Genomic DNA, 22264 nt, shown 5'->3' on the forward strand with positions numbered 1-22264 from the left:
AAACTAAACAGATATGTATAAAATTCAAGCCAATAATTCGGGAACGCGAACCATCGACGTGAGCGACCTGCACTTGGAAACGATAGACAAGTACGCCTTACTCAAAAACCTTGTAGACAGCAATGGCATCATTGACGAGGAGGTTTTAGACAAGTTGAAGTATAACGTTAGGTCGTTGTTGGAGTCGGAAACAGGAAAGGACAAGTCGCTGTTAGACCTCTGTCTCGACGTTATCTATAACAACAACATGAAAGCCTTTGGCTTACACCAGCTAGTGTTGCTCTATATCGAGTGGAAGACCAACGCAAACAAGTCTTCGGTAACAGAATAAAGTACGTTTTTCGTTAAAACAAATTCTAATGTAAAGGCAAGGATTACGGCTCGTTAACTCGTAACCCCGCTAACTTGTCAACAGATTAAGAACTGCATTGAACAATTACAGGTTAACAGACTTCTTACCCACCACAAAGAAAGAATGCGAACTAAGGGGATGGGAACAGCTAGACGTCATCCTTTTTTCGGGTGACGCGTACGTCGATCACCCCTCTTTTGGCGTGGCCGTTATTGGCCGTTGCCTTGAAGCGGCAGGCTATAAGGTGGCCATTGTGCCGCAACCCGACTGGCACGGCGACTATCGCGACTTCAAGAAACTAGGCGTTCCGCGCCTGTTCTTCGGCATTTCGCCAGGCTGCATGGACTCGATGGTAAATAAATACACGGCCAATAAGCGGCTCCGTTCAGAAGATGCGTATAGTCCAGACGGCCGACACGACTGCCGACCAGACTATCCTACGGTGGTATATACGCAAATACTCAAAGAGCTTTACCCCGACGTGCCTGTGGTTTTAGGGGGCATTGAGGCCTCTATGCGCCGACTTACGCACTACGACTATTGGCAAGACAAGGTGAGAAAGTGCATTCTATGCGACTCGAAAGCCGACATCATACTCTATGGTATGGGCGAAAAGTCGATTTTAGAGCTGTGTGCTAGTCTCGAAAACGGGCAGCACATTAGCACCATTCACCATATTCCGCAAACCGTTTTCATGGTCGACAAGAACAGCGTTCCTGGCGGAATAACCGACAAAGACATCATTTTGAACAGCCACGAGGCCTGCCTGAAAGACAAACGCAAGCAAGCCGAGAACTTCAAGCACATTGAAGAAGAGGCCAACAAGGTGCATGCACAACGACTTTTGCAAGAAGTAGACGGCATGTATGCCGTGGTTAACCCACCCTACCCCACACTTACGACCCAAGAATTAGACGCTACTTTCGACCTGCCTTATACACGCTTGCCCCACCCCAAGTACAAAAACAAGCGCATTCCAGCCTACGAGATGATAAAATTCTCGGTAAACATGCACCAAGGATGTTTCGGCGGGTGCTCGTTCTGCACCATTTCGGCCCACCAAGGCAAGTTCGTGGTGTGCCGTTCGAAAGAAAGCATACTAAACGAAGTGAAGAAAGTGGCGCAAATGCCCGACTTCAAAGGCTACCTTTCAGACCTAGGCGGCCCCTCGGCCAACATGTATGGCATGGCTGGGCGCAACAAAAAGGCGTGCGAAGTGTGCAAGCGGCCGTCGTGTATCAATCCCGAAATATGCCCAAACCTCAATACCGACCACTCGAAACTCATCGAAATATATCGTGCCGTAGACGCTTTGCCCGAGATAAAGAAAAGTTTTATCGGCAGTGGTGTACGCTACGACTTGCTGCTCCATAAGAGCAAAGACAAGAAAGTGAATGATGCAGCGATGGAATATACCAAGGAATTGATACGAAATCACGTGAGTGGGCGTCTTAAAGTGGCTCCCGAACACACCAGCGACGAGGTGTTGCGTAGCATGAGAAAGCCTAGTTTCTCGCAGTTTGAAGAGTTTAAGCGCATCTTCGACAAGATAAATAAGGAGGAAAACCTTAGGCAACAAATCATTCCTTACTTCATGAGCAGCCATCCTGCATGTAAGGAGGCAGACATGGCCGACTTAGCTGTGCGCACCAAAAAACTCGATTTCCATCTCGAACAGATACAAGACTTCACCCCAACGCCCATGACCGTGAGCACCGAGGCATGGTACACGGGCTACGACCCTTATACGCTAGAACCCGTTTTCAGTGCTAAAACGCCCAAAGACAAAAACAACCAAAGGCTATTTTTCTTTTGGTATAAGAAGGAAGAAAGGCAAAACATTGAGCACGAACTTAGGAAAATAGGTCGCCCTGAACTGATTAACGAACTTTATTCGTCAAACGATTGGGGCAGACAGCAAAGTTCGGGCAAAGGCAAGAAAGATGATAAGAACCATCGTGAGCATAAAAACAGCCGCACGGAAAAGGCTTACGAGCCCAAACCTTCGCCTAAAACGGCTGAAAGAAAATCGTTCAACCCAAATTCCCACAGCGGAAAACCAAATAAGTCGAAAGGTAAGCGAAGATAAGCCACGGCAATATTACTATGCCATAGGCTTTCTCAACACATAAAAAAGCAATATACACAACCCACTTTAAAGCATGCAAATACTTCTATCGTGCGCCAAAGACATGGCCACAAAGCCCATAACATTCCCTAACGAACATGCAAACGAACCGCATTTCATCGCAGCTGCCCAGGAGATTGCGGCCGAAATGATGAACTTCTCATCGGAAGAATTGGAAGAAATGCTCAAAATTAACAGCAAGCTAGCCAACCAAAATTGGCTCAGGTATCAGCATTTTCTGCAAGCAGGCGACACTTCGCACGCGGCATTGGCATTCACAGGTATGGCCTACAAACATCTGAAAGCGAGCAGTTTCAACCAAGAAGACATTAGTTTTGCCAATCAACACCTTTGGATAACCTCCTTTCTATACGGACTTTTACGGCCACTCGATGCCATAAAGCCACATCGCTTGGAAGGCTATGTGCGCTTACAAAACCACGACGACATACGACTTTTCGACTATTGGAAACCTCGCCTTACCCAATTTTTCATCCAATCAATCAGCAACGACAACGGCATGCTTGCCTATCTTGCAAGCGAAGAGATGAAATCGCTCTTCGATTGGAATGAGGTAAAGAAGAAAGTAAAAATCTTCGAGCCCCAATTTGTGGTCGAGAATGCCCGTGGCAGGAAAACAATTGTGGTGTACACAAAGATGTGTCGCGGGGCAATGGCCAACTACATCATCACAAACAAGATAACCAACACCGACGACTTGCTCGCTTTCGAATACGAAGGGTTTAAATTTGCAGAGTGGATAGACAATGGCAAAACGCCACTTTTCGTCCTCGGCGCCCCCTAAACCGCTTTCTTCTGTTGCCTTTTTTAAGCGCGTTCTCGCAACTAATTGTAAGTCAAACACGGCTTATCTCATGGCCACAGAAACACAATAAAAGCATTTTATCAGCATAAAGGCCACAAAAACGCCCTGTTTCGTTTTGCACTTTCAACGATTTGCATTATTTTTGCAGGGTATAAATACAAGAAAAATTGAAAATCAAACGAATTATAAACGACACATTCAAGGTTGCCCTATCGCTCTTCCTCGGCGGAGCGATATTGTATTGGATGTATCGTGGCTTTGATTTCAAGCAGGTTGAGCGCGTTATGCTCCACGAAATGAACTGGACTTGGATGCTGCTTTCATTCCCCTTTGGCATCATGGCGCAAGTGTTTAGGGGTTGGAGATGGCGACAAACACTCGAGCCAATGGGCGAAAAGCCCAGAGCATCCACTGCCATACATGCCATTTTCGTTTCGTATGCCGTAAGTTTGGTTATCCCTCGAATTGGCGAGTTTGCGCGTTGCGCAGTGCTTAGGCGATACGATAAGGTAGACTTTGCTAAGGCACTGGGAACCGTTGTTACCGAACGTGCCATCGATTCGCTGTTGGTTTTGGCCATAGCAGCCATTACCCTGCTGGCACAAGTGAGCATTTTCGACAGCTTTTTCTCCAAAACGGGGACGAGTCTCCATGCCATTGTCGGCCAATTCTCAACCACAGGCTACATCGTTACGGGCATTTGCGCCATCGCAGTCGGCGTATTGCTGCACTTCTTACTAAAAAGAATGGCCATATATAATAAGGTGAAAGAAACGGTTAAAGGCATTTGGCAAGGCATTAACTCGATAAGGAAGGTGCGCAACAAATGGCTCTTCGCCTTTTTCACATTGGCTATATGGGGCAGTTACTTTCTGCACTATTACCTAACCTTCTTCTGTTTCGAGGCGACAGCAGGCTTGGGCATGGCTTGTGCAATGGTTACGTTTGTGGTTGGCAGCATGGCAGTGGTGGTGCCTACGCCCAATGGGGCTGGCCCTTGGCACTTCGCCGTGAAAACCATGCTCATATTATATGCCGTAGAAAGCACTGCCGCACTCAACTTTGTGCTCATCGTGCATTCGGTTCAAACGCTCTTGGTTATACTCCTTGGCGTTTACGGCTGGATGGCATTGGCATTCTCGCACTCAAAACGTGCAACGACAACTGAATAACCAAATCACACATATATTTTACTAACTTTTAAACAACTGTGTTATGAGTGAAATTAAAAACTTAAAGCCTGAAAGCATTTGGCGTAACTTCCACAATCTTACGCAAGTACCACGTCCTTCGGGACATTTAGAGAAAGTTAAGGCCTTTCTATTGAACTTCGCAAAGGAAGTAGGCGTAGAGGCATTCGTCGACGCTGCCAACAACGTGGTGATGAGAAAGCCGGCATCGCCTGGCATGGAAAATCGAAAAACCATAACTCTGCAAGCACACATGGACATGGTTCCGCAGAAATCGCCCGACAGCAAGCACAATTTCGAGACCGATCCCATAGAAACGTGGATTGACAACGAATGGGTTCGGGCGAAGAACACCACACTAGGTGCCGATAACGGAATTGGCGTTGCTGCCATCATGGCCGTTATGGAAGACAAGAGTTTGAAGCATGGCTCCATTGAAGGGCTTATCACGGCCGATGAGGAAACAGGCATGTATGGTGCCAACGACCTGCCCGCCAACGAGCTGCAAGGCGACATCCTACTTAATCTCGACTCCGAAACATGGGGTTGTTTTGTAGTGGGCAGTGCCGGCGGTGTGGATGTTACCGCTACGCGCAACTACAAAGAAGTGCCCGTAAACAAAGACAGGGTGGCCTTAAAAGTTACCATCAAGGGTTTGAAAGGGGGACACTCAGGATTGGAAATACACGAAGGCAGAGCCAATGCCAACAAGCTAATGGCACGCGTTGTGGCCAAGTTGGTTGCCGAATGCGGTGCCGAACTTGCCACTTGGCATGGCGGAAACATGCGCAACGCCATTCCCTATAAGGCTGAAACCCTAGTTACGCTCCCCGCAAACAATGAGGATAAGGCCTGCGCACTTCTCAACGAGATGAAGACAATGTTCGAAACAGAATATCGTTTCGTTGAAAATCAAGTAGAACTATTTGCTGAAAAGGCTCCTCTACCTGAGAAACAAATGGATGCCACCGACAGAGACATCGTGATAAGAGCCATTTTCGGATGTCACAACGGCGTTTTGCGCATGATACCTGCCATACCGACGGTTGTTGAAACATCGTCCAACTTGGCCATCATCGACATCGAAGACGGGAAAGCCAGGTTCCTAATGTTAGCTAGGAGCTCAAGCGAAACAATGAAGGCGTACATCTGCGACACATTGAAAGGCACGCTCACATTAGGTGGCTTTGATGTGAAACTCAGCGCAGACTATCCAGGTTGGGACCCGAACACCGACAGCGAGATACTTAACCTGATGCAACGCTTGCACAAGCAACTATTTAACGAGGATGCCATCGTTAAGGTAGACCATGCAGGTTTGGAGTGTTCCATCATTCTTAATAAGTATCCGCACATGGATGTTGTTTCCTTTGGGCCAACCATCCGTTCGCCCCACAGCACCAGCGAACGCTGCCTACACGAAACCGTTGTGCCTTTCTGGAACTTGTTGAAGAAGATTTTGGAAGAAGTTCCACAAAAATAAACCACTGGATGGCAAACAGAACCAACGACGCCAAAGTTCCCCTCATAGGGATTGACAGGCATCGCATAGCAACCGACGGGCATGGAGTTACCACGCTCGTCGGTTTCTTCGGTTGTCCGTTACACTGCAAGTTCTGCTTAAACGACCAATGTCACGACTCGCGCAGACGTTGGCAACGCATGTCGCCACAAGCGTTATACGACGAGTTAAAGCAAGACGAATTGTATTTTCTTGCCACAGGTGGCGGCGTAACCTTTGGCGGTGGCGAACCATGCTTGCAAAGTCGTTTCATCAGAGCATTTAGAAACATCTGCGGAGCAACATGGAACATCACTGTGGAAACAAGCCTATACGTTCCACAAAGCCACTTACGCCGATTGCTAAACGTGGTGAACACATACATTGTAGACATTAAAGACCTTAACCCCGACATCTACCAAGAATATACCCGCAAAGACATCGGCTTACTAAAAGAAAACCTGCAATGGCTTGCAGCGCATGTGGCGAAGGAGAATATCTTTGTGCGCGTTCCTAGCATACCTAACCACAACACGCCCGCAAACATCGAATACAGCATTGAAGAACTGAAAAAACTAGGCCTTGTTAATATCGAATGTTTCGACTACATCAACCCGAAACAAGTGAAATAAGGGACGTTTCCACCCCATCCGCCCCAACAACTGTCGCAAATGCCTTTGCTCTTACCTGCAATTACACACCCTACACAGCCCGAACTCCCCCTATCAACATTAAGCAGCCGATTGTTGGCGGTATAAATCTTTATGGGATAATCTTTCAATAGTCAAACAGAATTGGATTTAGAAAGCCACACAAATGAAGCGTAGGCAAACAACACACCAACTTTTACACCGCGTAAAGCCTTGTTAATGCCATGCTGTATTCACGTTGCATTCTTCTATCAGCTATTTTCCAAAAGCAATTCTGTTTGACTATAACAACTCAGAACACAGTCGCACAGAGATACTGAACAAGAGCCGTAAGGCTGTAAAATATTTGTACCAACTTTTAACATTGTGAGTGGCTTCGCCGCAAAATTTCCGAGCAGTGGTTGGATTTTCGCGCGTATTTTTCAAGTTTGTAACTGTTTGGTTTATTGTAAATTACGACAAATAATGCACAAAAACATGTTGTTTAGCACACTTTATGGCTATAGAACGTCAATAAATGCACTGGCAAGAACCAACAAGCCTTTATCGTCCAAAATGGTCAAAACACCCATAAATAGCACCTAAAATACTACTTTACATGGATTTTGGGTGGGTTTTGCTGCATTTGGCCTCGCGTTTTGGTGCAAAATGCAATGCGTTTTGGTGCATATTGCAATGCGTTTTGGTGCAAAATGCAGTGCGTTTTGGTGCAAAATGCAGTGCAACTAATCAACGAAAATGAAGAGAAATCGAAGCTGGTGTAAACTGACTGATAATGAGCAGGAAACAGAATGATTTGCATAAAATTGCCCTGTTCGCAAAGGGCAGCAATATGCAGATTCAGGCAAAAGTTCAGTTACTAAACCGTTACCCTATTTTGCCATAGGTAACGACGGAGCAATGTCAGGTAACTGAATTATTTTCGCCCCGTGTGGCTGTTGCTTCGGTCGGCAGTTTTCTGCATAAGTGAAGAACGCTTTAATTCGGGTAACTTTGCCCATAAAAATTAAGGCGTATGAAAACAGAGAAAATGAAGGTGCTGCTCTACCTCAAAAAGAGCGGTCTGGACAAGTCGGGTAAGGCTCCGATTATGGGGCGCATTACTATCGGTCGTTCCATTGCGCAGTTCAGCTGCAAGCTGTCCTGTAACCCCGATTTGTGGAATCCCCGTGAAAGTAGAATGGACGGCAAGAGCCGTGAGGCGGTGGAGGTGAACGGCAGGCTGGAGAACCTGCTTCTTTCCATTCAAGCTGCTTATCAGTCCCTGCTATCCAAAGGTTGCCCATTTGATGCAACCAATGTGAAGAGGCTGTTTCAAGGCAGCGTACAGGCACGCTGCATGCTCACCGAAAGACTGGACATGCTCATCAAGGAGAAGGAAAGCCATATAGGTATAGACATCAAGGAAGGAGCCATACACGGCTACCATTCCACCCGAATCCATTTGCAGAGATTTATACAAAGGAAGTACAAGGTATCGGACTTGGCTTTCTCACAACTCACGGAGCAGTTTATCTACGATTTCAGACAGTACTTTGTGGGTGAGTGTGGCTTTCAGGAATGTACGTTCTATAATGCCGCCACCTTCTTGAAAACGGTATGCAGGCTGGCATACCGTGAGGGGTTGGCAGACACGCTCCTTTTTGACAAGGCGAAAATATCAAAGGGAGACAACAAACTGCCAAAGGCTCTTGACAGGGAAGCATTGGACAAGTTGAAGGTCCTCCGCTTCGAGGACTTGGAGGAGGAAATGGAAACGGCAAGGGACATTTTCCTTTTTGCCTGTTATGTCGGTGCAGCCTATTGCGACCTGATGGAACTGAGCAAGTCCCATCTTGTCCGTGATGACGAGGGCAGCCTCTGGCTGAAGTTCAACCGTCAGAAGACAGGAGTTCTCTGTCGCGTCAAGCTACTGCCCGAAGCCATACGGCTGATAGAAAGGTTTCACAGCGATGAAAGGGAAACGCTGCTTCCCTTCATCAAGTACAAGAACTATCAGAGTTGCCTGAAAGCCCTCAGGCTGCGTGCAGGCATATCCTTTCCCTTTACCACGCATACCGCAAGACACACCTTTGCCACGCTCATCACGCTTGAACAGGGAGTACCCATCGAGACGGTGAGCAAGATGCTTGGACATTCCAACATAAGCATGACGGAACGCTACGCAAAGGTAACACCCCAGAAACTCTTTGAGGAATTTGACTGTTTCCTTTCTTTCACCGAAGACATGCAGCTGGCTATCTAATCCTTATCACAATTATTTTTATTTATTATCCTTTCTTTCAAAACATCAAGACAATGAGAAGTACATTCAAGATACTGTTCTATATCAACAGACAGAAGACAAAGGCAGACGGGCGGACAGTCATCCTCTGCCGTATCACCATAGACGGAAAGAGTACCGCCATTACCACAGGCGAGGAATGCAATCCCTCCGAGTGGAACTCTAAGCAGGGCTTGACAACCGACAGGAAGACCAGCCAAAGGCTCCATGAGTTCAGGGAACTTGTGGAAAAGACCTATCGGGATATTCTCGTAAGTGACGGAGTGGTAAGCGTGGAACTCATCAAGAACCATTTACAAGGCATAGCCACCCATCCGACAACCCTCCTTGCCATGAGCAGGGCGGAACTGCAAATGGTCAGAGAGAGCGTAGGCAAGTCAAGGACAGAGGGAACGTACCTGAACCTATCTCATGCAGACAGGAATCTCCATGAGTTTGTCAAAGACAAAGGAGTGCAGGACATCCTTATTGGGGCAATCACGGAGGACTTGTTTGAGGAATACCGTTTCTACCTCAAAAAGCGTGGACTGAAAGGAACGACCATCAACAACTATCTCTGCTGGCTGAGTCGGCTGATGTACCGTGCGGTCAGCCAAAGGATAATACGCTGCAATCCCTTTGATAACGCCAAGTATGAGAAAGAGGACAGGAAGATACGCTTCCTGCAAAAGAGCGAGGTCGCCAAACTTGTGGAAATGAAGATGAACGACAGGGAATCGGAACAGGCAAGGCTGATGTTCGTCTTTGCCTGCTTTACAGGTATGGCAATCGCTGACATGGAACGTCTGCAATATAAGCATATCCAAACGTCAGCGGACGGACAGAGATATATCCGCAAGGAGCGACAAAAGACAAAGGTTGAGTTTGTCGTACCGCTGCATCCCATAGCGGAAGCCATCATCAACCATTGCAGGAAGGAACAAGAGAATAATGAAGAATGGCAGACGGTAAAAGAAAAAGGCGACAGCCTTGTCTTCCACCGTGGTTGCAGCCGCAGTGTAATGGGCAAGAACTTGTGCATTGTAGGCAAGGCTTGCGGTATCAGTCAAAGACTTTCCTATCACATGGCACGCCATACCTTCGGCACGATGTGCCTTAGCGCAGGAATACCAATAGAGAGCATTGCGAAGATGATGGGGCACGCTTCCATATCCAGCACGCAGATTTACGCGCAGGTGACGGACAGGAAAATTTCGGAGGATATGGACAGGCTCATAGCCAAGCAAGTGGCAAAGGAAAAGGGAACTGTGGAGAGAGAGGCTTGTGAACTTTCAGATATTGTAACTTATAAATTGGAGGAAACGGCATGAATACGAACTATAAACCAAGAATAAAAGCCAGCGCAGCCAATCATCGTAGTTATTTTGATTGGGGCAGCAATATGCAAGTTATTCGCAAAGGAAACGGAGAGATTGCCATGACGGAGAGCGAACTTGTGAGGTTCTTCGGTGTGACGTGGAGAAAACTCAATTATAGGCTTCAGACGATTATGAAATCTTCCAACCTGCATCCCGATGAAAGGGGTGCGGGTGAAGAAGAAGTTCTTGCCAATGGATAGTTGCAGGACTATGCCCCGCTCTTTCCGCTTCCAATCATCATTGCCCTGTCCTTTCTGTTGGACAGTACAGAAGCGTATCTGTTCAGAAAGTACATCTGTCAGAAGTTGAGGCAACCAACATCCGTCATAACTTCAATTCTCTTATTTGATAATGCGGACAACTGATTATTGGATTTCCCTTCTCTTTCACCGATGTTATCCTACTACATAACTACAACAAGGGGTAATACGGTGAAAGAGAAAGGATTAACGTATAGTTAAGTGCTCAAAACAATGGTATTATGTAGTAACTACATTTGCTATTCTTCTTTTACTGATTTATAGTTATTTGATAGACACTTCTTTGAAGAATGTTTTCATTGTTTGTAGGCAAAGAATCAGTACCTGACATTTCGCGCATTATTATTTATACCTGTACTCCTTTATAGGTATCTGTGATGTAAAATTATTCCCATTTGTCACAAGTTATAGCATCTTTTGTCCAAGACGGTTCGTCAGATACTATTCAGATTCCCCATCATCCGTAGTTCTCAGAAATCATATTGCCTGTATGTTGAATAATACCCATATCGCCATTATGATTAATTGTTATTTATGTCTTCCCTGATTAAGTCTTTAACTTCCACACCAAAACACTTTGCAATCTGGAAGAACATTTCAAACCCAGGCTGGGCAGTATTGGCACACCACTTTGACACTGTAGACTGGTCTTTTCCTAGTTGCTCTTCCAGCCATTTACTAGTGTGTTTCTTTTCCACTAAAACAACTTTAATACGGTTATAATCTTTCGTATTCATATCGAATATTTACTTATTTTGGGTATAAAGATATGATTTTTCAAGAATCTTGGTGGAAATAGAAATAAAATGCTTATAATATCATAATTTGTGGCACTTTTCATTGATCTTATCATCTCTCACGATAACTTTAGCATAACTCAATGTCTATCTATGAAAAACTCAACCTTTGAAAATGTCTGTTTATTAGGGGCAGTATAGAAACAATAGCCTTCATACTTTATAAAGGTTTATCATACAATCTCCAGTTCTGCTACTACAAATTTTTTCCCATTGAATACACTAATATGAAACGCCTTAGTTCCAACTACAATCATAATCATAAATGGCACCACAAGCGATGCCGTTTGATAATTGTCCTCAATAGAACTATAATCGACCGCCGATGGCGTGGGGTTGTCCTCTGGATGTGTATGCCACTCTCCAATATAAAAACGAGTATGTTCAGACTGTTCGTAGTCTTCTTTAATAAATTGATTTGCCATTGCTGCATCTCGTTCACATCCACAACGGGTATGGCTTTTAACACATGGTGGCGAAATCTTACTGATTCTGTAACGATTATCATCAACCTGTGCCCCCATCAGTACTCCGCAAAGCTCGTTGCCCTCACGCTGAGCATTGCTTTTCAATTCATCAACTACTTCTTGTTTTATCTCGAAGTGATAATCATCAATATTTACACTATCAGTTCTTGCAAAGTGTTTTTTGACAATCCCGACGATGACACGAGGCTTATTCCTTTTTCTGCTGCTATATTTGTGTTTCCTACCCATTGGTAACATCTTGATTCTGATGGTTTTTCTAATAATTGGTCAATCATGGGGAACATTGATGAAAGAAACAGAGTTACATCATTGGCTGAATACAGCGAATAACTACCATTGCACCCAGCATCATGCTTCGTAAGTTTCTCTCCATCTTTATACTCTTCTCGTTTTATCAAGCAAAAATCCATAAAGCAGCCATTTGCCTTTTCTCTCAACCGCTTAATAGACTCCTTATCTTTTGGGTTGACATATATCATAATGCCTGATATTCCGTAAGGTTCAAGCCAAAGTATAAAAGCAGGTTTTCTTACAGACCCTTCAATCATCTCGCTAAGTAGCCATTTCTCTGACATAACATCGCCCGTACAAACAAATATCGCACTGGCTTTATCGATTTCCTCTTTCTTTTGTTGCTGCAACTGCTTTTGTGATGCATATACTTCCCTGTCTGGTCTATATTGCTGTAGATAGTGCGCAACAGCATATGACTTTTGTTGATTGATATACTCAAAACCGAGCAGATGCCGTCCTATGTTATCAATGGTTAACGAATCCCTATCTATTAGATCAAACACTACATTATTGTAACCATTAAGATAGTAGCACAGGTTACTACCTACGCTACCAAGCCCAGCTACCAAGAAACGTCTCTCCATCATCATTGCCCCAGCAGTCCGTTCGGCTATTCGCTGATTAGAATAAACCGAAAGATGAAGCCTCTCAAGTTTTTTGTTCTTATTTTCAAAAGATGTCAGCACTTTGAATGAAGTCAGTGCTCCTTCCCGATAGCCGTTCCTATTCACTCTTAGACCGTGTGTACAGATGCCACCTACGGCATACTTTAATCCTATCGGAAAAAGTACATTAATATTCTTGAAGTTGTTGAGGTTTTTTTTGAAAATCTTTCGGTCTTCATTATCACTTATCCTATCTATTACTTCTTGGCCCGTCATGCAAAATGGTGGCACATTAGGTGTTTTTAAAGAAGCAATATAGAGAACAGGGATGTCTCTTGTCTTATGCTGGCGTTTGATGCTTGCTAATGTTTTATCGTTCTCGTCAGATGCAATAACACTCATCACATATGGACTACTATTATGTAGGTATTTATTAGTATAAGCCACACCTGCCATTTTACAGGTTTCTGTCGGTATATCGCCTAACAAAATCCAATGGTCATCTACATTATTTTCTCCGTCGTATTGTTCATTCCAATAACTCCTGATTTCTTTGGAATATTCATCGGAATTATCTCGACCGTAATAGTTCTCAATCCACCTTCTCGTTCTGTCAATATTGTCACGTATTAGTCCTTCGATATTTTCTGTATCATAAACCTCATCATCCTCATATAAACATAATTTGCGCGTTTTTACAGATATATGAGGCAGATATCTGAACCTGTCATCTGGTATAATCACATATGGCATTGAATAAGGGAAAGTTTTTGGAAACAGGATATAGGTCTCTATGTCTTCAGCCTTACCCGATACCAACGCAGGTATCTGTATTTTCCAAATATGTGTTTGGGGCAAATGTTCCAATTGTGGAATGCTATTAACCTCTTCTATGGCGTATTCTTTTGAAATTACGAGAAAACAGGTCTTCAATGCTGCTTCAACATCAGGCATACTGGCTATTTTTATTTATTGTACCTGAGAATCTCTGTTGTGAGGCATCCTCGTCAATGTCTTTCGCCGTTGAACAACTGAATCTGTCACCAAAATGTTTCTGCCATCTAACACATCCGTCATGTTGATTCTTGCTGGCTATTGCCCTCTCGGCATCCTCCTTAAATGATTTCAGTTCTTTTAAGAAAGAGACTTTCCTGCCTTTAGTATAATTGTCAAACAAGTCCTCGTAAGGACTGACTGGTCTCCAGCAATGGAAGTAGTCTTCTATACTGAGGTCATCATACATATTCTTCAGTATATCCCTCATAGCAATATCATAACGATTTTCATCATTCCATTGATAATACTTAGATGTAAGCATCGACATGATACAACCACTCGGCATTTTAATGCCTTCATTACGCTTGTATTCGCACCATGCCTTCATAAAACGAACAAGCTCCCGCATTTTTGTCTTATTATTACACTCGTCTTTGAACCAATCTATCATTTCATCAGGATTGGATTCATGCCACGGCTCTGCCCTATGCGCAAGCATCGTTTTGTCTTCTGTAGTATGCAAAAAGTATATCGCGAGATCTATATGATGACCATCAGCATATTGTACTCTTACGCAAGGATCAAGATCATCAGCACCATTCTCTGTATGGTCTTTTACAGCTTTATATACTTCCTGATGATACCAGTCGATAGACTTGCGATCATTTATGTCATCACTTTCAAAATATATTCCATCATCGAGGTCGTATGCTCCTAAACCACTTTCATCCTTAATAGGATTAAGTAGGGTGCACATAGCATATGACCCCTGCCAATAGAAAGTCGGCTGGATATAATCGCTATGAGTATCTTTGAAATACTTTTTTATTTTGGATCTCAGTGCATCTCGGTTTGTTTTGAGGGTCTTGCGTCGTGTTGAAGTTGCTTTTATTGCATCGTGAAACGCCATAAATTGTTCATGATTGTTTGCCATATTAATAATCTTTTGGATTTAATGTTTTTTTCGTTTGGAAGTAATGGGCTATTTCTGGACGCATTTTCTCGTTCATAGCCGTATTGTCTGCAATCTTCACCAGAAGTTTCATGGATGCCTCACTTGCATTGTCCATGTCAATTATTTTATCCTGTTCTGGAGATAAAGGTATATGCTCAATTCGCTGAAAGTCGAAGGGAAATGACAAATATCCTTTCAATTTGGACAACAAAACCATTGTTGATTTCGACTGACCAATAGAATATGCATCAAATAGCGTATCAGACCAATCAATAAAGGCCCTGTCCAATTTATGATGTTTCTCTCCTTTAGTTTTCTGACAACTACTTATTGAAAGGATTTCGAGTCCATCAAATCGCTTATCTTGCGCGAACTTATACAAGTATTCTGTCAGAGCAACAAGAATCGGATTATTTGCCCATAAACCTCCGTCAACAAATTGATCATCTTCGATTTCCATAACGGGCAAGTATGTAGGGGCTGCAGAAGTAGCCAATGCAACATCAACATAACTTTTACGATCATCCTCTGTGAATTTGTCAAAGTCCTTTTTGAAGACTCTCGGATTGGCTGTTAATGTGTTATAGGATGGTATGCACAGGAAATTATTACTCTCCACTATCTTTTTGTCCTTAAATACGCATTCAAGAGCTAAGCGTAAAGGCTTTGCGGAGTATTTTCCGCCAAATGCAATCTGTTTCGAACGCAGGTATGCACAACCGCCTAGTCTATGTTTGACACTTTCATTGAAAATGGATGGGCCATTCTTTTGATAAAATTTTACTACATCGCTCATGGGAATCTTAAGCGATGCAGCAAGAGCAATGATGCCTCCAGTAGAAGTACCACATAGCATGTCAAAGCATTCGGAAACTATACAATCGAAAACCTCTTCGAATTTTGCTAAAAGTTCAGCGGAATAGATTCCCTTTATACCACCTCCATCAATACATAAGATCTTGAAAGGTTTTTTAGTCATATACATTTTATTTGTTATTAATACTATGCAAACGTTATGCCAATTTCAACAATCAGTATTTTTTTATTAAAGATGACATAATGGCAAACCCTACAACAAAATGACAAATGTGCATTCGTTTGCACGCCGTTTCCACATCTATTTCTGTTTTTCCTTGCAAGTTTCGGAAGCTTTAACTATCTTTATACCAAATTATAACACTCAATCAGTGAACGGATTAGAGAGACAGCAGGAAATGCGGCATCTTTCTTTATACAATAAAGGTGTATGCACGGCGCAGGGAAACGGAGGTTTTCTGCGGATTCCCGTATGGTATCCGTTGTGGATTACGGCGTGAAAAATGCCGTGAATTTACCGTTGGATTATTTGGTAGTTCCAAATAATTTGTTACTCTCTCTCATAGGCGCACCGCCGCTTATACTTCACAAAAACATATTTATTGTACGCGCGCGACACCGCGCGTAACTCCGGTAGGAAAAGGGATTCCAAGGAATTCCTCTTCCTGAATTGTCGTGTCCGTTGGCCAAGTCTTTATCACTGGTTTAAGGGCAATTCTATGGCTGCTTAACACAAAAAAGAGTTATAAATCAAGAAAGAACAAATTTTATTTTTTTATTATGAGACAAACAAAACTTTTATTTTTGCTGTTGTTGGTATTATTTATGTCGGCGACAGGGGCGTATGCCCAGACGGTGGGAACACAGTTCACCATTGACGGCATTACCTACGAGATTACGAAAAAGAACTCATTACGGCTATGTGCGAGCATTCCTCGGAGTATTGCTGCACAGTCTGAACGCCGCAAGCGCCAACTCTTATTGCGAGACGACCGAGGAGCAGGATGGTCATGCCGTAACTGCCCCATCAGGTATGTACTCCGCTGCCGACTACAAGATGGTAGGCGTTGTCGAGGACACTCCGGTAAAGAGCGACGCGTCGAACAACCTCTATGCCTTCAGCAAGAGCAAGGGCAAGTTCCTCAAGATCAAGGAGACGGGCAACACCATGCCTCACTTCAGTGCCTACATGAAACTCAATAGTGCCAACCAGGCCAAGGAATTCCATTTCGTCTTCGCCGAGGACAACTTCGCCTTGACGACCACGGGAATCGAGAGCGTAGAGAACACCGAAAGCGATGACAATGCGCCTTACTATAATCTTAGTGGCGTGCGCGTGAGCAAGCCTACCAAGGGCGTGTATATCCACAACGGCAAGAAAGTAATCATTAAATAATGGAGGCACTGACAATGAAAAAAGAATATATACAGCCACAAACCGAAGTGGTACTCTTGAATGGCGACACACTGATGGAAGGCGAATGGTGGAGCGTACATGTCGATCCCAACGAGGAGATCGAGGACGACGACATCGGCGCCAAGCAAGGCGCATTCAACGACAACGAGGATTGGCCAAGCTACAATCCTTGGGAAGACTGATGCAATACGATGGATACGCTCCGCCTCACTGACGGTGGAGCATGGCTTTTCTGCTTCATGCAAGATAGGTCTTCCAAGCAGCAGTTATTAACCAGTCGGGAAGCGGCGTAGGCATAGACCCTGACTAAATATACTTCAGTGGGGCACTACTTATACTTTAGTCGTTGTTAACATTTCGCCGCCTTCCGGCGCAAAACAATCAAACCTATGGCATTCTACAAGAAAATGCAGATGAAAGTGAACGGCAAGTGGTATCCCAAGTCCGTTCTCGTAGGCTCCGCCATTACCACGGAGCAGGTGGCAAAGCGTGTGGCAGCCGAATCGACGGTTAGCCCTGCCGATGTGCGTGCCGTGCTGACGGCATTGGGAGGCGTGATGGGCGACTACATGGCGCAGGGCCGCTCGGTGAAGCTCGACGGCATCGGCTCGTTCTACTTCACGGCAGCAACGAACAAATAACAACGTCGATACGGAAAAGGAAGTAACCGCAGCGCTCATCAACGGTGTGCGTGTGCGCTTCATTCCCAAGACCCGATTCCGTGGAGGCGGCACGAGAGCCAGTGGCGGCGGTCGCCGTGTCGTGCGTGGACTGACGGATGTGGACATCGAGTGGGAGGAGTGGAAAGGCGAAGTCGCCTCTGACACATCAGGCGCAACACCCATAGATGCGGGCTTGACCCCATAAGAAATGGCTTATAACTCTATAAGTTTGCGCAAGTCTTGTTGGGAAACAGAGCTTGCGTCTTTGCTTTATAAATCTTTAATGTGATTTTCGATGCGTAAAGAATATCCTGTTTCATTAAAAAATCTTTGCATCCTAACAGCTTGGCCACTTCTAAATAAAGGCTTGCTACTATTGGCTATGTATGCTTTTTTAAGATCAAATAATTGAGCCTGCTCTTCTCGCTCAAAATGAGATATGGTAGAGCGCAATTGCTTCTCCCCTTGCTTTATCCATTCGCTACCTTTCATCCCTCTCTGTTTAAGTTCAACAAAAATGATAGTTGTATGATGAAATAGGCAACAATCACAACGATTATCCATACTGCCATCTTCCTTCAGCAGTTCAACGCAATGGTCGATGGGGACAAAGCTAATAGATTCCTGCCTGTAATTATGTACGACAGCAATCCACTCCTTTCCGTTATTCTCGGAAAGAAAAGCAGGTTTTTCTGAAGAGGTGGAAGAGTCACATAATCCAAATACTTTCTTTTTGGAGATATGGATATGTTCTTTGGGAAAGAAATCTATCATAGCTGTTGCTCTATTTCCAATAGGTCGGCGAAACGATTGTTGCTGTCTTCAAGTTGACTGTTCAGGAAATTTTCATCTGACGGAAGTCCATTATAAGTATCTAATAAAGAAAAACAAGCCTTATTTTCATTATGCTCGTAGATGAATATGTCCTCTGTGGAAAAAGAAGAAGCAAGGGGATAAATACTGTTAATATTGTCCTTCATTTTATCATTGATTCTTTCATCCTCCTTCAATTGCCCAACCTTAATCGCCACTGTCAAGTCATTTATCAGATATGGGCTATGTGTTGTAATGATAAGTTTATTGGCATCCAACTTGTTATTAAACAACAACAAACTCTGCATCAACAGACTTTGTGACTTTGGAAACAGATTTTGCTCAGGTTCTTCTACAATGTTTATAAATGCTGATTTATTAAATTTTGCAGATAGAGCAGAAAGTGCTATCCGTCTCTGTGTGTCCGTAAAGTTGTTGTCCGACCATATCCTCGAAACCTCTTCTTCAAAGCGTTTCGCTTCATCATTACTCATTTTGTGCGAATGTTTGGCTTGTTCGCTTACAGAATCTGACAGATAACGAGAAACGAGATACAGAGGTACAATAGATTGGAAGCCACTTGATGCTTCTTGCAATTTTACCTTGTAATCATTGCCCTTGACTGAAATAGTGTCGTTTGATTTGCTGTATTCCAAAGACGCTTCATTGATAGGGAGAATAAAATCTCCCTTTATAATGCTTTTTGCTTTATCATATTCAGACAGAAAAGTAAGCAAAGAATCTGGTAGTTCTTTTATCAGACTTGGATTGTTTACTATGCTGATGAAATTGCGTTCAGCCGGTACATACATTATCTGTGGCAATGGGTATATGCTGAGCGCGTCCGTATTTTTCTTGATGATAAAGTCTCCCTCCTTTGTATAAGTAAAATTATAGGAGTCTCCTTCGTAAAATATTTCAGTAAGCCCTTTTTTAAAATAGTTTGAAATCCGATGATAACCGCAATACTTGTTCCTGAATTTAGAAGCGGTGAATTCCTTTTCCTTGAAATCACCTCTTGTCAAAACTTTCTCTATCCAAACACATGTGGATATGAGTTTAGCTATTGTACTCTTTCCACTTCCTTGATTACCTACAAACACGGTAATCTTCCTAATTTGTATCCAACCATCATCGGTTTCTGTGGAAGTGTTAAGCGGACCGAAATTCTTGATCTTTATTCTACTCATAATATGTCTTTTAGAATGCGCTATATATTTACAGTGCAAAGATAACATTTTATTTCGATAATACAGCGTTTGCTATATATGTTTATTTCCACAAGACATCGCTTTTATTTTGTTAATGCAAGGTCAGTAATTAGGGGTGTACTTGGCTTGGAAATATATTATCTAAGCCAATTTATTCAATCTGCTTCTGCCTTTATTTCGTTCAAAAGTTCTTGTAATCTTCCTCCAACATCTTTTCCAAGTCCGAAGCCTTATAAAGTATCTTTCCCCGCGAACTGCGTGTAGGGGATAATCCTCCTGTTCCTATAATCCAGCAAGGTGCGAGGGCTGATGTATAGCTGCTCGCACACCTCCTTGCCTGTCAGGAAATGCTCACCGCCAAACAGCGGCTTATGTGTCTGTGCCACTTCCTTTATACGTTTGTTCACGCTACTGAGGGCGGACAGCACCACCTGCATGTCGTCCGCATCCATGTTCAAGTCTTTCACTGATTCCATCATACACTCGTCTTATTTGTTGTTCTTAGCTCTGTCTGTTTTTGATTTCTCCGATTTGGTTTCCAATAATCGTTCCACGTCCTCACGCTTGTAGTAGCACTTATACCCGATTTGGGAGAATGGCAGCACACCCGTATCACGGTAGTGCTGCAAGGTACGCTTGCTGATATTAAGCAACCTACACACATCACCGTTGTGCTGCCAGTCCGTATGCCTGCTCTGTTCCCCGAATGCCTTGTGGCAGGTCTCGGCAAGGCTGAGTATCTCATCCCTCAGCCTTGTCCAGTTTGAGTCCGTAATGATAAAGTATCCCATAGTTCTATTATTGTTTTATTTGTAATTCCGTTTCCTGTTCTGCGCTCCATCGCACGTTTCTGCCTGCAAAAGTATGGCGCATTTTCCATATCTCAAAGCAACAGGGAACAGCGGGGAAGTATCGGGTACTTGAAGGAAAAGGCCACGCTTTTCTTCGTCTGATATTTGCACCTTTTTGCCCTGTTTTCTCCTTTCACCACCTGTTTGATGTTGGTGCATATCCTGTTCAATCGGTGTTTGTTCAAGTGGCAGCTTGTGGCACTTTCGATTTGGACAAACGCTACCATATTCCTGTACTGATTCTATTGTTTGGAATATCAGTGCAGGATCCCGCAAACGTATGCAAAAGGCATACTTCTACCTCTGCCTTTTCTTGTTATTTTATCCTCAGCTTTGCCTTAGTTTTGGCTTAAATCAGTCTTTCTCCCCCTATCTCTCCATAAAAATCCATGAGAATTTCATAGCCAATGTACGCAACATTATGCAAGCACTCTCCGAATGCTTGGAATTTTCCCGTTCTCTTCCTAACTTCACTCATGGAAACAAAAACAGGCATATAATGAAAAGTAATGCAGATAAAGGAAAACCAGAGAGAGGGAACAGCACACCCAGACCAAGAAAGACTTCCTCCAAGAACTCGGAGATAGAGACCTACCTCTCCAAGCATTATGAGTTCAGATACAATACAGTATTGGGACGAACCGAATACCGCAGAAAATCTGATAGCGATTTTGCCAAGGTGGGTCGCTATGAAATCAATACGCTCCGCAGGGAGATAGACAACGACATCGGGATAATAACCTCATCGGATAATCTATACTCTATCATCGAGAGTAGCTTCTCTCCACGTATCAATCCCATACAGGAGTATTTCAAAAGGTTGCCATCGGTGGATATAAGCAGTAGTTCTCCCTTTGCGCTGAAAGCCATTCCCGACTTGGCAAGTTGCGTAGTTGTTCACAACTCTGACAAGTGGTTACAATACCTTACCAAGTGGCTCGTAGCAGTGGTCGCCAATGCAATGGATGACCGTGAATGCCGAAACCACACCTGCCTCGTGCTGACAGGCGAGCAGGGCAAGTTCAAGACAACATTCCTTGATTTGCTCTGTCCTTCAGCTCTTCACGGTTATAGCTATACGGGCAAGATATATCCGCAGGAGAAGGACACGCTCACCTATATCGGGCAAAACCTCATCGTAAATATAGATGACCAGCTCAAAGCTCTAAATAAACGTGATGAGAATGAGCTGAAGAACCTCATTACCTGCCCGATGGTCAAATACCGTATGCCCTACGACAAGTATGTGGAGGAACATCCCCACTTGGCAAGTTTCGTGGCATCGGTAAACGGCAACGACTTTCTGACAGACCCCACGGGCAGCAGACGCTTCCTACCCTTTGAAGTGCTTTCCATAGATATTGAGAGAGCAAAAGCTATCTCGATGGACAATGTCTATGCGGAAGCCAAAGCCCTGTTAAAGTCAGGCTTCCGCTATTGGTTTGATGATGATGAGATAGCCGAGCTATATAGGGAGAGTGAAGACTTTCAAGTACAGACTGCAGAGATGGAGCTTTTGTTGCGTTGTTTTGAAAAGCCAACGGAGGATGAAAGTTATTCGTTAATGACCACTACGGAGATACTCACCTATTTGGGTATTTATACTCACCAACCACTTGTTGCCAAGCGGATGGGCGAAGCCTTGAAGAAAGCAGAATATATAAAGGTGAGCAAACGAAGAAACGGTGGTAGCCCCATCTATGTCTACAAGATTAGGAAAATCTTGCCCTGCCCGCTCCTTCAAACTTGTAGTAGCCAAATGTAGTAGAATGTGTAGTATTGTCTTATACTACAAAGTAATACTGATTAT

The 22264-nt window shown here is 43.9% G+C and carries 19 protein-coding genes and 3 pseudogenes; 13 read left to right on the plus strand and 9 right to left on the minus strand.

The features are described from left to right. The first annotated feature begins 13 nt into the window (after positions 1 to 13). From HMPREF0670_RS03615 to HMPREF0670_RS16190, 9 genes and pseudogenes are all read left to right on the plus strand, one after another. Positions 14 to 331, plus strand: coding sequence for a hypothetical protein (locus HMPREF0670_RS03615; protein ID WP_009229813.1), 318 nt, complete (start codon positions 14 to 16; stop codon positions 329 to 331). A gap of 97 nt (positions 332 to 428) precedes the next feature. Next, positions 429 to 2441: a YgiQ family radical SAM protein gene (locus tag HMPREF0670_RS03620; protein ID WP_044077664.1), complete on the plus strand. Its 2013-nt coding sequence runs from the start codon at positions 429 to 431 to the stop codon at positions 2439 to 2441. A 73-nt stretch (positions 2442 to 2514) separates the two neighbouring features. Beyond that, the gene (locus tag HMPREF0670_RS03625) at positions 2515 to 3285 is read left to right on the plus strand and encodes a YaaA family protein (RefSeq protein WP_044077666.1); all 771 of its coding nucleotides are present in this window, start codon (positions 2515 to 2517) and stop codon (positions 3283 to 3285) included. 188 nt (positions 3286 to 3473) lie between these two features. Continuing rightward, positions 3474 to 4478 carry a lysylphosphatidylglycerol synthase transmembrane domain-containing protein gene (locus HMPREF0670_RS03630; protein ID WP_009229817.1) on the plus strand — a complete coding sequence of 335 codons (1005 nt, stop codon included), beginning with the start codon at positions 3474 to 3476 and terminating at the stop codon, positions 4476 to 4478. A gap of 43 nt (positions 4479 to 4521) precedes the next feature. Then, positions 4522 to 5979, plus strand: a complete 1458-nt coding sequence (locus HMPREF0670_RS03635) for an aminoacyl-histidine dipeptidase (RefSeq protein WP_009229818.1) — start codon at positions 4522 to 4524, stop codon at positions 5977 to 5979. A gap of 8 nt (positions 5980 to 5987) precedes the next feature. Then, positions 5988 to 6629, plus strand: coding sequence for a radical SAM protein (locus tag HMPREF0670_RS03640; RefSeq protein WP_009229819.1), 642 nt, complete (start codon positions 5988 to 5990; stop codon positions 6627 to 6629). 1033 nt (positions 6630 to 7662) lie between these two features. Continuing rightward, entirely contained in the window at positions 7663 to 8892 is a 1230-nt protein-coding gene (locus HMPREF0670_RS03645) for a site-specific integrase (RefSeq protein ID WP_009229820.1), read from the plus strand. Between the two features lie 53 nt (positions 8893 to 8945). Next, positions 8946 to 10241, plus strand: coding sequence for a site-specific integrase (locus HMPREF0670_RS03650; protein WP_009229821.1), 1296 nt, complete (start codon positions 8946 to 8948; stop codon positions 10239 to 10241). Then, positions 10238 to 10654, plus strand: a pseudogene (locus HMPREF0670_RS16190) (hypothetical protein). Before HMPREF0670_RS03650 ends, HMPREF0670_RS16190 begins: the two are co-directional and overlap by 4 nt. A gap of 416 nt (positions 10655 to 11070) precedes the next feature. Here HMPREF0670_RS16190 and HMPREF0670_RS03660 read toward each other — a convergent pair. From HMPREF0670_RS03660 to HMPREF0670_RS03680, 5 genes are all read right to left on the minus strand, one after another. After that, positions 11071 to 11286, minus strand: a complete 216-nt coding sequence (locus HMPREF0670_RS03660; protein WP_009229823.1) for a helix-turn-helix transcriptional regulator — start codon at positions 11284 to 11286, stop codon at positions 11071 to 11073. A 233-nt stretch (positions 11287 to 11519) separates the two neighbouring features. Further along, positions 11520 to 12062, minus strand: coding sequence for a Mov34/MPN/PAD-1 family protein (locus tag HMPREF0670_RS03665; RefSeq protein WP_198009270.1), 543 nt, complete (start codon positions 12060 to 12062; stop codon positions 11520 to 11522). Beyond that, entirely contained in the window at positions 11966 to 13687 is a 1722-nt protein-coding gene (locus tag HMPREF0670_RS03670; RefSeq protein WP_009229825.1) for a ThiF family adenylyltransferase, read from the minus strand. The genes HMPREF0670_RS03665 and HMPREF0670_RS03670 overlap by 97 nt, the downstream gene beginning before the upstream one ends. Further along, a complete protein-coding gene (locus HMPREF0670_RS03675) occupies positions 13680 to 14663 on the minus strand; it encodes a cyclic GMP-AMP synthase DncV-like nucleotidyltransferase (RefSeq protein ID WP_009229826.1) in 984 nt (327 codons plus the stop codon). Before HMPREF0670_RS03675 ends, HMPREF0670_RS03670 begins: the two co-directional genes overlap by 8 nt. A 1-nt stretch (position 14664) precedes the next feature. Next, on the minus strand, positions 14665 to 15663 hold the full coding sequence (locus HMPREF0670_RS03680; protein ID WP_044077866.1) for a CBASS cGAMP-activated phospholipase: 999 nt from the start codon (positions 15661 to 15663) through the stop codon (positions 14665 to 14667). A 759-nt stretch (positions 15664 to 16422) separates the two neighbouring features. Between HMPREF0670_RS03680 and HMPREF0670_RS03685 the strand changes: the two genes are divergently transcribed. The 3 genes and pseudogenes from HMPREF0670_RS03685 to HMPREF0670_RS03695 all read left to right on the plus strand — a co-directional run bounded on the left by HMPREF0670_RS03685 (position 16423) and on the right by HMPREF0670_RS03695 (position 17784). Next, entirely contained in the window at positions 16423 to 16896 is a 474-nt protein-coding gene (locus HMPREF0670_RS03685; protein WP_157579536.1) for a hypothetical protein, read from the plus strand. A 14-nt stretch (positions 16897 to 16910) separates the two neighbouring features. Next, complete coding sequence (locus tag HMPREF0670_RS03690) at positions 16911 to 17099, plus strand: HAD family hydrolase (protein ID WP_157579537.1); 189 nt, start codon at positions 16911 to 16913, stop codon at positions 17097 to 17099. 207 nt (positions 17100 to 17306) lie between these two features. After that, positions 17307 to 17784, plus strand: a pseudogene (locus HMPREF0670_RS03695) (HU family DNA-binding protein). 65 nt (positions 17785 to 17849) lie between these two features. On the opposite strand, the gene HMPREF0670_RS03700 reads toward HMPREF0670_RS03695, so the two are convergent. The 4 genes and pseudogenes from HMPREF0670_RS03700 to HMPREF0670_RS03715 all read right to left on the minus strand — a co-directional run bounded on the left by HMPREF0670_RS03700 (position 17850) and on the right by HMPREF0670_RS03715 (position 20394). Further along, positions 17850 to 18353: a hypothetical protein gene (locus HMPREF0670_RS03700; RefSeq protein WP_009229831.1), complete on the minus strand. Its 504-nt coding sequence runs from the start codon at positions 18351 to 18353 to the stop codon at positions 17850 to 17852. Next, on the minus strand, positions 18350 to 19582 hold the full coding sequence (locus tag HMPREF0670_RS03705) for an AAA family ATPase (RefSeq protein ID WP_009229832.1): 1233 nt from the start codon (positions 19580 to 19582) through the stop codon (positions 18350 to 18352). Before HMPREF0670_RS03705 ends, HMPREF0670_RS03700 begins: the two co-directional genes overlap by 4 nt. Positions 19583 to 19784: 202 nt before the next feature. Beyond that, positions 19785 to 20082: pseudogene (locus tag HMPREF0670_RS03710) on the minus strand (helix-turn-helix domain-containing protein). Positions 20083 to 20091: 9 nt separating this feature from the next. After that, positions 20092 to 20394: a helix-turn-helix domain-containing protein gene (locus tag HMPREF0670_RS03715; protein ID WP_009229834.1), complete on the minus strand. Its 303-nt coding sequence runs from the start codon at positions 20392 to 20394 to the stop codon at positions 20092 to 20094. Between the two features lie 481 nt (positions 20395 to 20875). Here HMPREF0670_RS03715 and HMPREF0670_RS03725 point away from each other — a divergent pair, with 481 nt between their 5' ends. Further along, positions 20876 to 22219 carry a VapE domain-containing protein gene (locus HMPREF0670_RS03725; RefSeq protein WP_083786799.1) on the plus strand — a complete coding sequence of 448 codons (1344 nt, stop codon included), beginning with the start codon at positions 20876 to 20878 and terminating at the stop codon, positions 22217 to 22219. The last annotated feature ends 45 nt before the right edge of the window (positions 22220 to 22264 follow it).

This window comes from Prevotella sp. oral taxon 317 str. F0108, from assembly GCF_000162415.1.
Classification (GTDB): Bacteria; Bacteroidota; Bacteroidia; order Bacteroidales; family Bacteroidaceae; genus Prevotella; species Prevotella conceptionensis.

What these genes read in the sequence shown, in the direction of transcription:
- HMPREF0670_RS03615 (WP_009229813.1), top strand. Translation starts at nt 14, where the DNA reads ATGTATAAAATTCAAGCCAATAATTCGGGAACGCGAACCATCGACGTG.
- HMPREF0670_RS03625 (WP_044077666.1), top strand. Translation starts at nt 2,515, where the DNA reads ATGCAAATACTTCTATCGTGCGCCAAAGACATGGCCACAAAGCCCATA.
- HMPREF0670_RS03635 (WP_009229818.1), top strand. Translation starts at nt 4,522, where the DNA reads ATGAGTGAAATTAAAAACTTAAAGCCTGAAAGCATTTGGCGTAACTTC.
- HMPREF0670_RS03640 (WP_009229819.1), top strand. Translation starts at nt 5,988, where the DNA reads ATGGCAAACAGAACCAACGACGCCAAAGTTCCCCTCATAGGGATTGAC.
- HMPREF0670_RS03645 (WP_009229820.1), top strand. Translation starts at nt 7,663, where the DNA reads ATGAAAACAGAGAAAATGAAGGTGCTGCTCTACCTCAAAAAGAGCGGT.
- HMPREF0670_RS03650 (WP_009229821.1), top strand. Translation starts at nt 8,946, where the DNA reads ATGAGAAGTACATTCAAGATACTGTTCTATATCAACAGACAGAAGACA.
- HMPREF0670_RS03660 (WP_009229823.1), bottom strand. Translation starts at nt 11,286, where the DNA reads ATGAATACGAAAGATTATAACCGTATTAAAGTTGTTTTAGTGGAAAAG.
- HMPREF0670_RS03665 (WP_198009270.1), bottom strand. Translation starts at nt 12,062, where the DNA reads ATGGGTAGGAAACACAAATATAGCAGCAGAAAAAGGAATAAGCCTCGT.
- HMPREF0670_RS03670 (WP_009229825.1), bottom strand. Translation starts at nt 13,687, where the DNA reads ATGCCTGATGTTGAAGCAGCATTGAAGACCTGTTTTCTCGTAATTTCA.
- HMPREF0670_RS03675 (WP_009229826.1), bottom strand. Translation starts at nt 14,663, where the DNA reads ATGGCAAACAATCATGAACAATTTATGGCGTTTCACGATGCAATAAAA.
- HMPREF0670_RS03680 (WP_044077866.1), bottom strand. Translation starts at nt 15,663, where the DNA reads ATGACTAAAAAACCTTTCAAGATCTTATGTATTGATGGAGGTGGTATA.
- HMPREF0670_RS03690 (WP_157579537.1), top strand. Translation starts at nt 16,911, where the DNA reads ATGAAAAAAGAATATATACAGCCACAAACCGAAGTGGTACTCTTGAAT.
- HMPREF0670_RS03700 (WP_009229831.1), bottom strand. Translation starts at nt 18,353, where the DNA reads ATGATAGATTTCTTTCCCAAAGAACATATCCATATCTCCAAAAAGAAA.
- HMPREF0670_RS03705 (WP_009229832.1), bottom strand. Translation starts at nt 19,582, where the DNA reads ATGAGTAGAATAAAGATCAAGAATTTCGGTCCGCTTAACACTTCCACA.
- HMPREF0670_RS03715 (WP_009229834.1), bottom strand. Translation starts at nt 20,394, where the DNA reads ATGGGATACTTTATCATTACGGACTCAAACTGGACAAGGCTGAGGGAT.
- HMPREF0670_RS03725 (WP_083786799.1), top strand. Translation starts at nt 20,876, where the DNA reads ATGCAAGCACTCTCCGAATGCTTGGAATTTTCCCGTTCTCTTCCTAAC.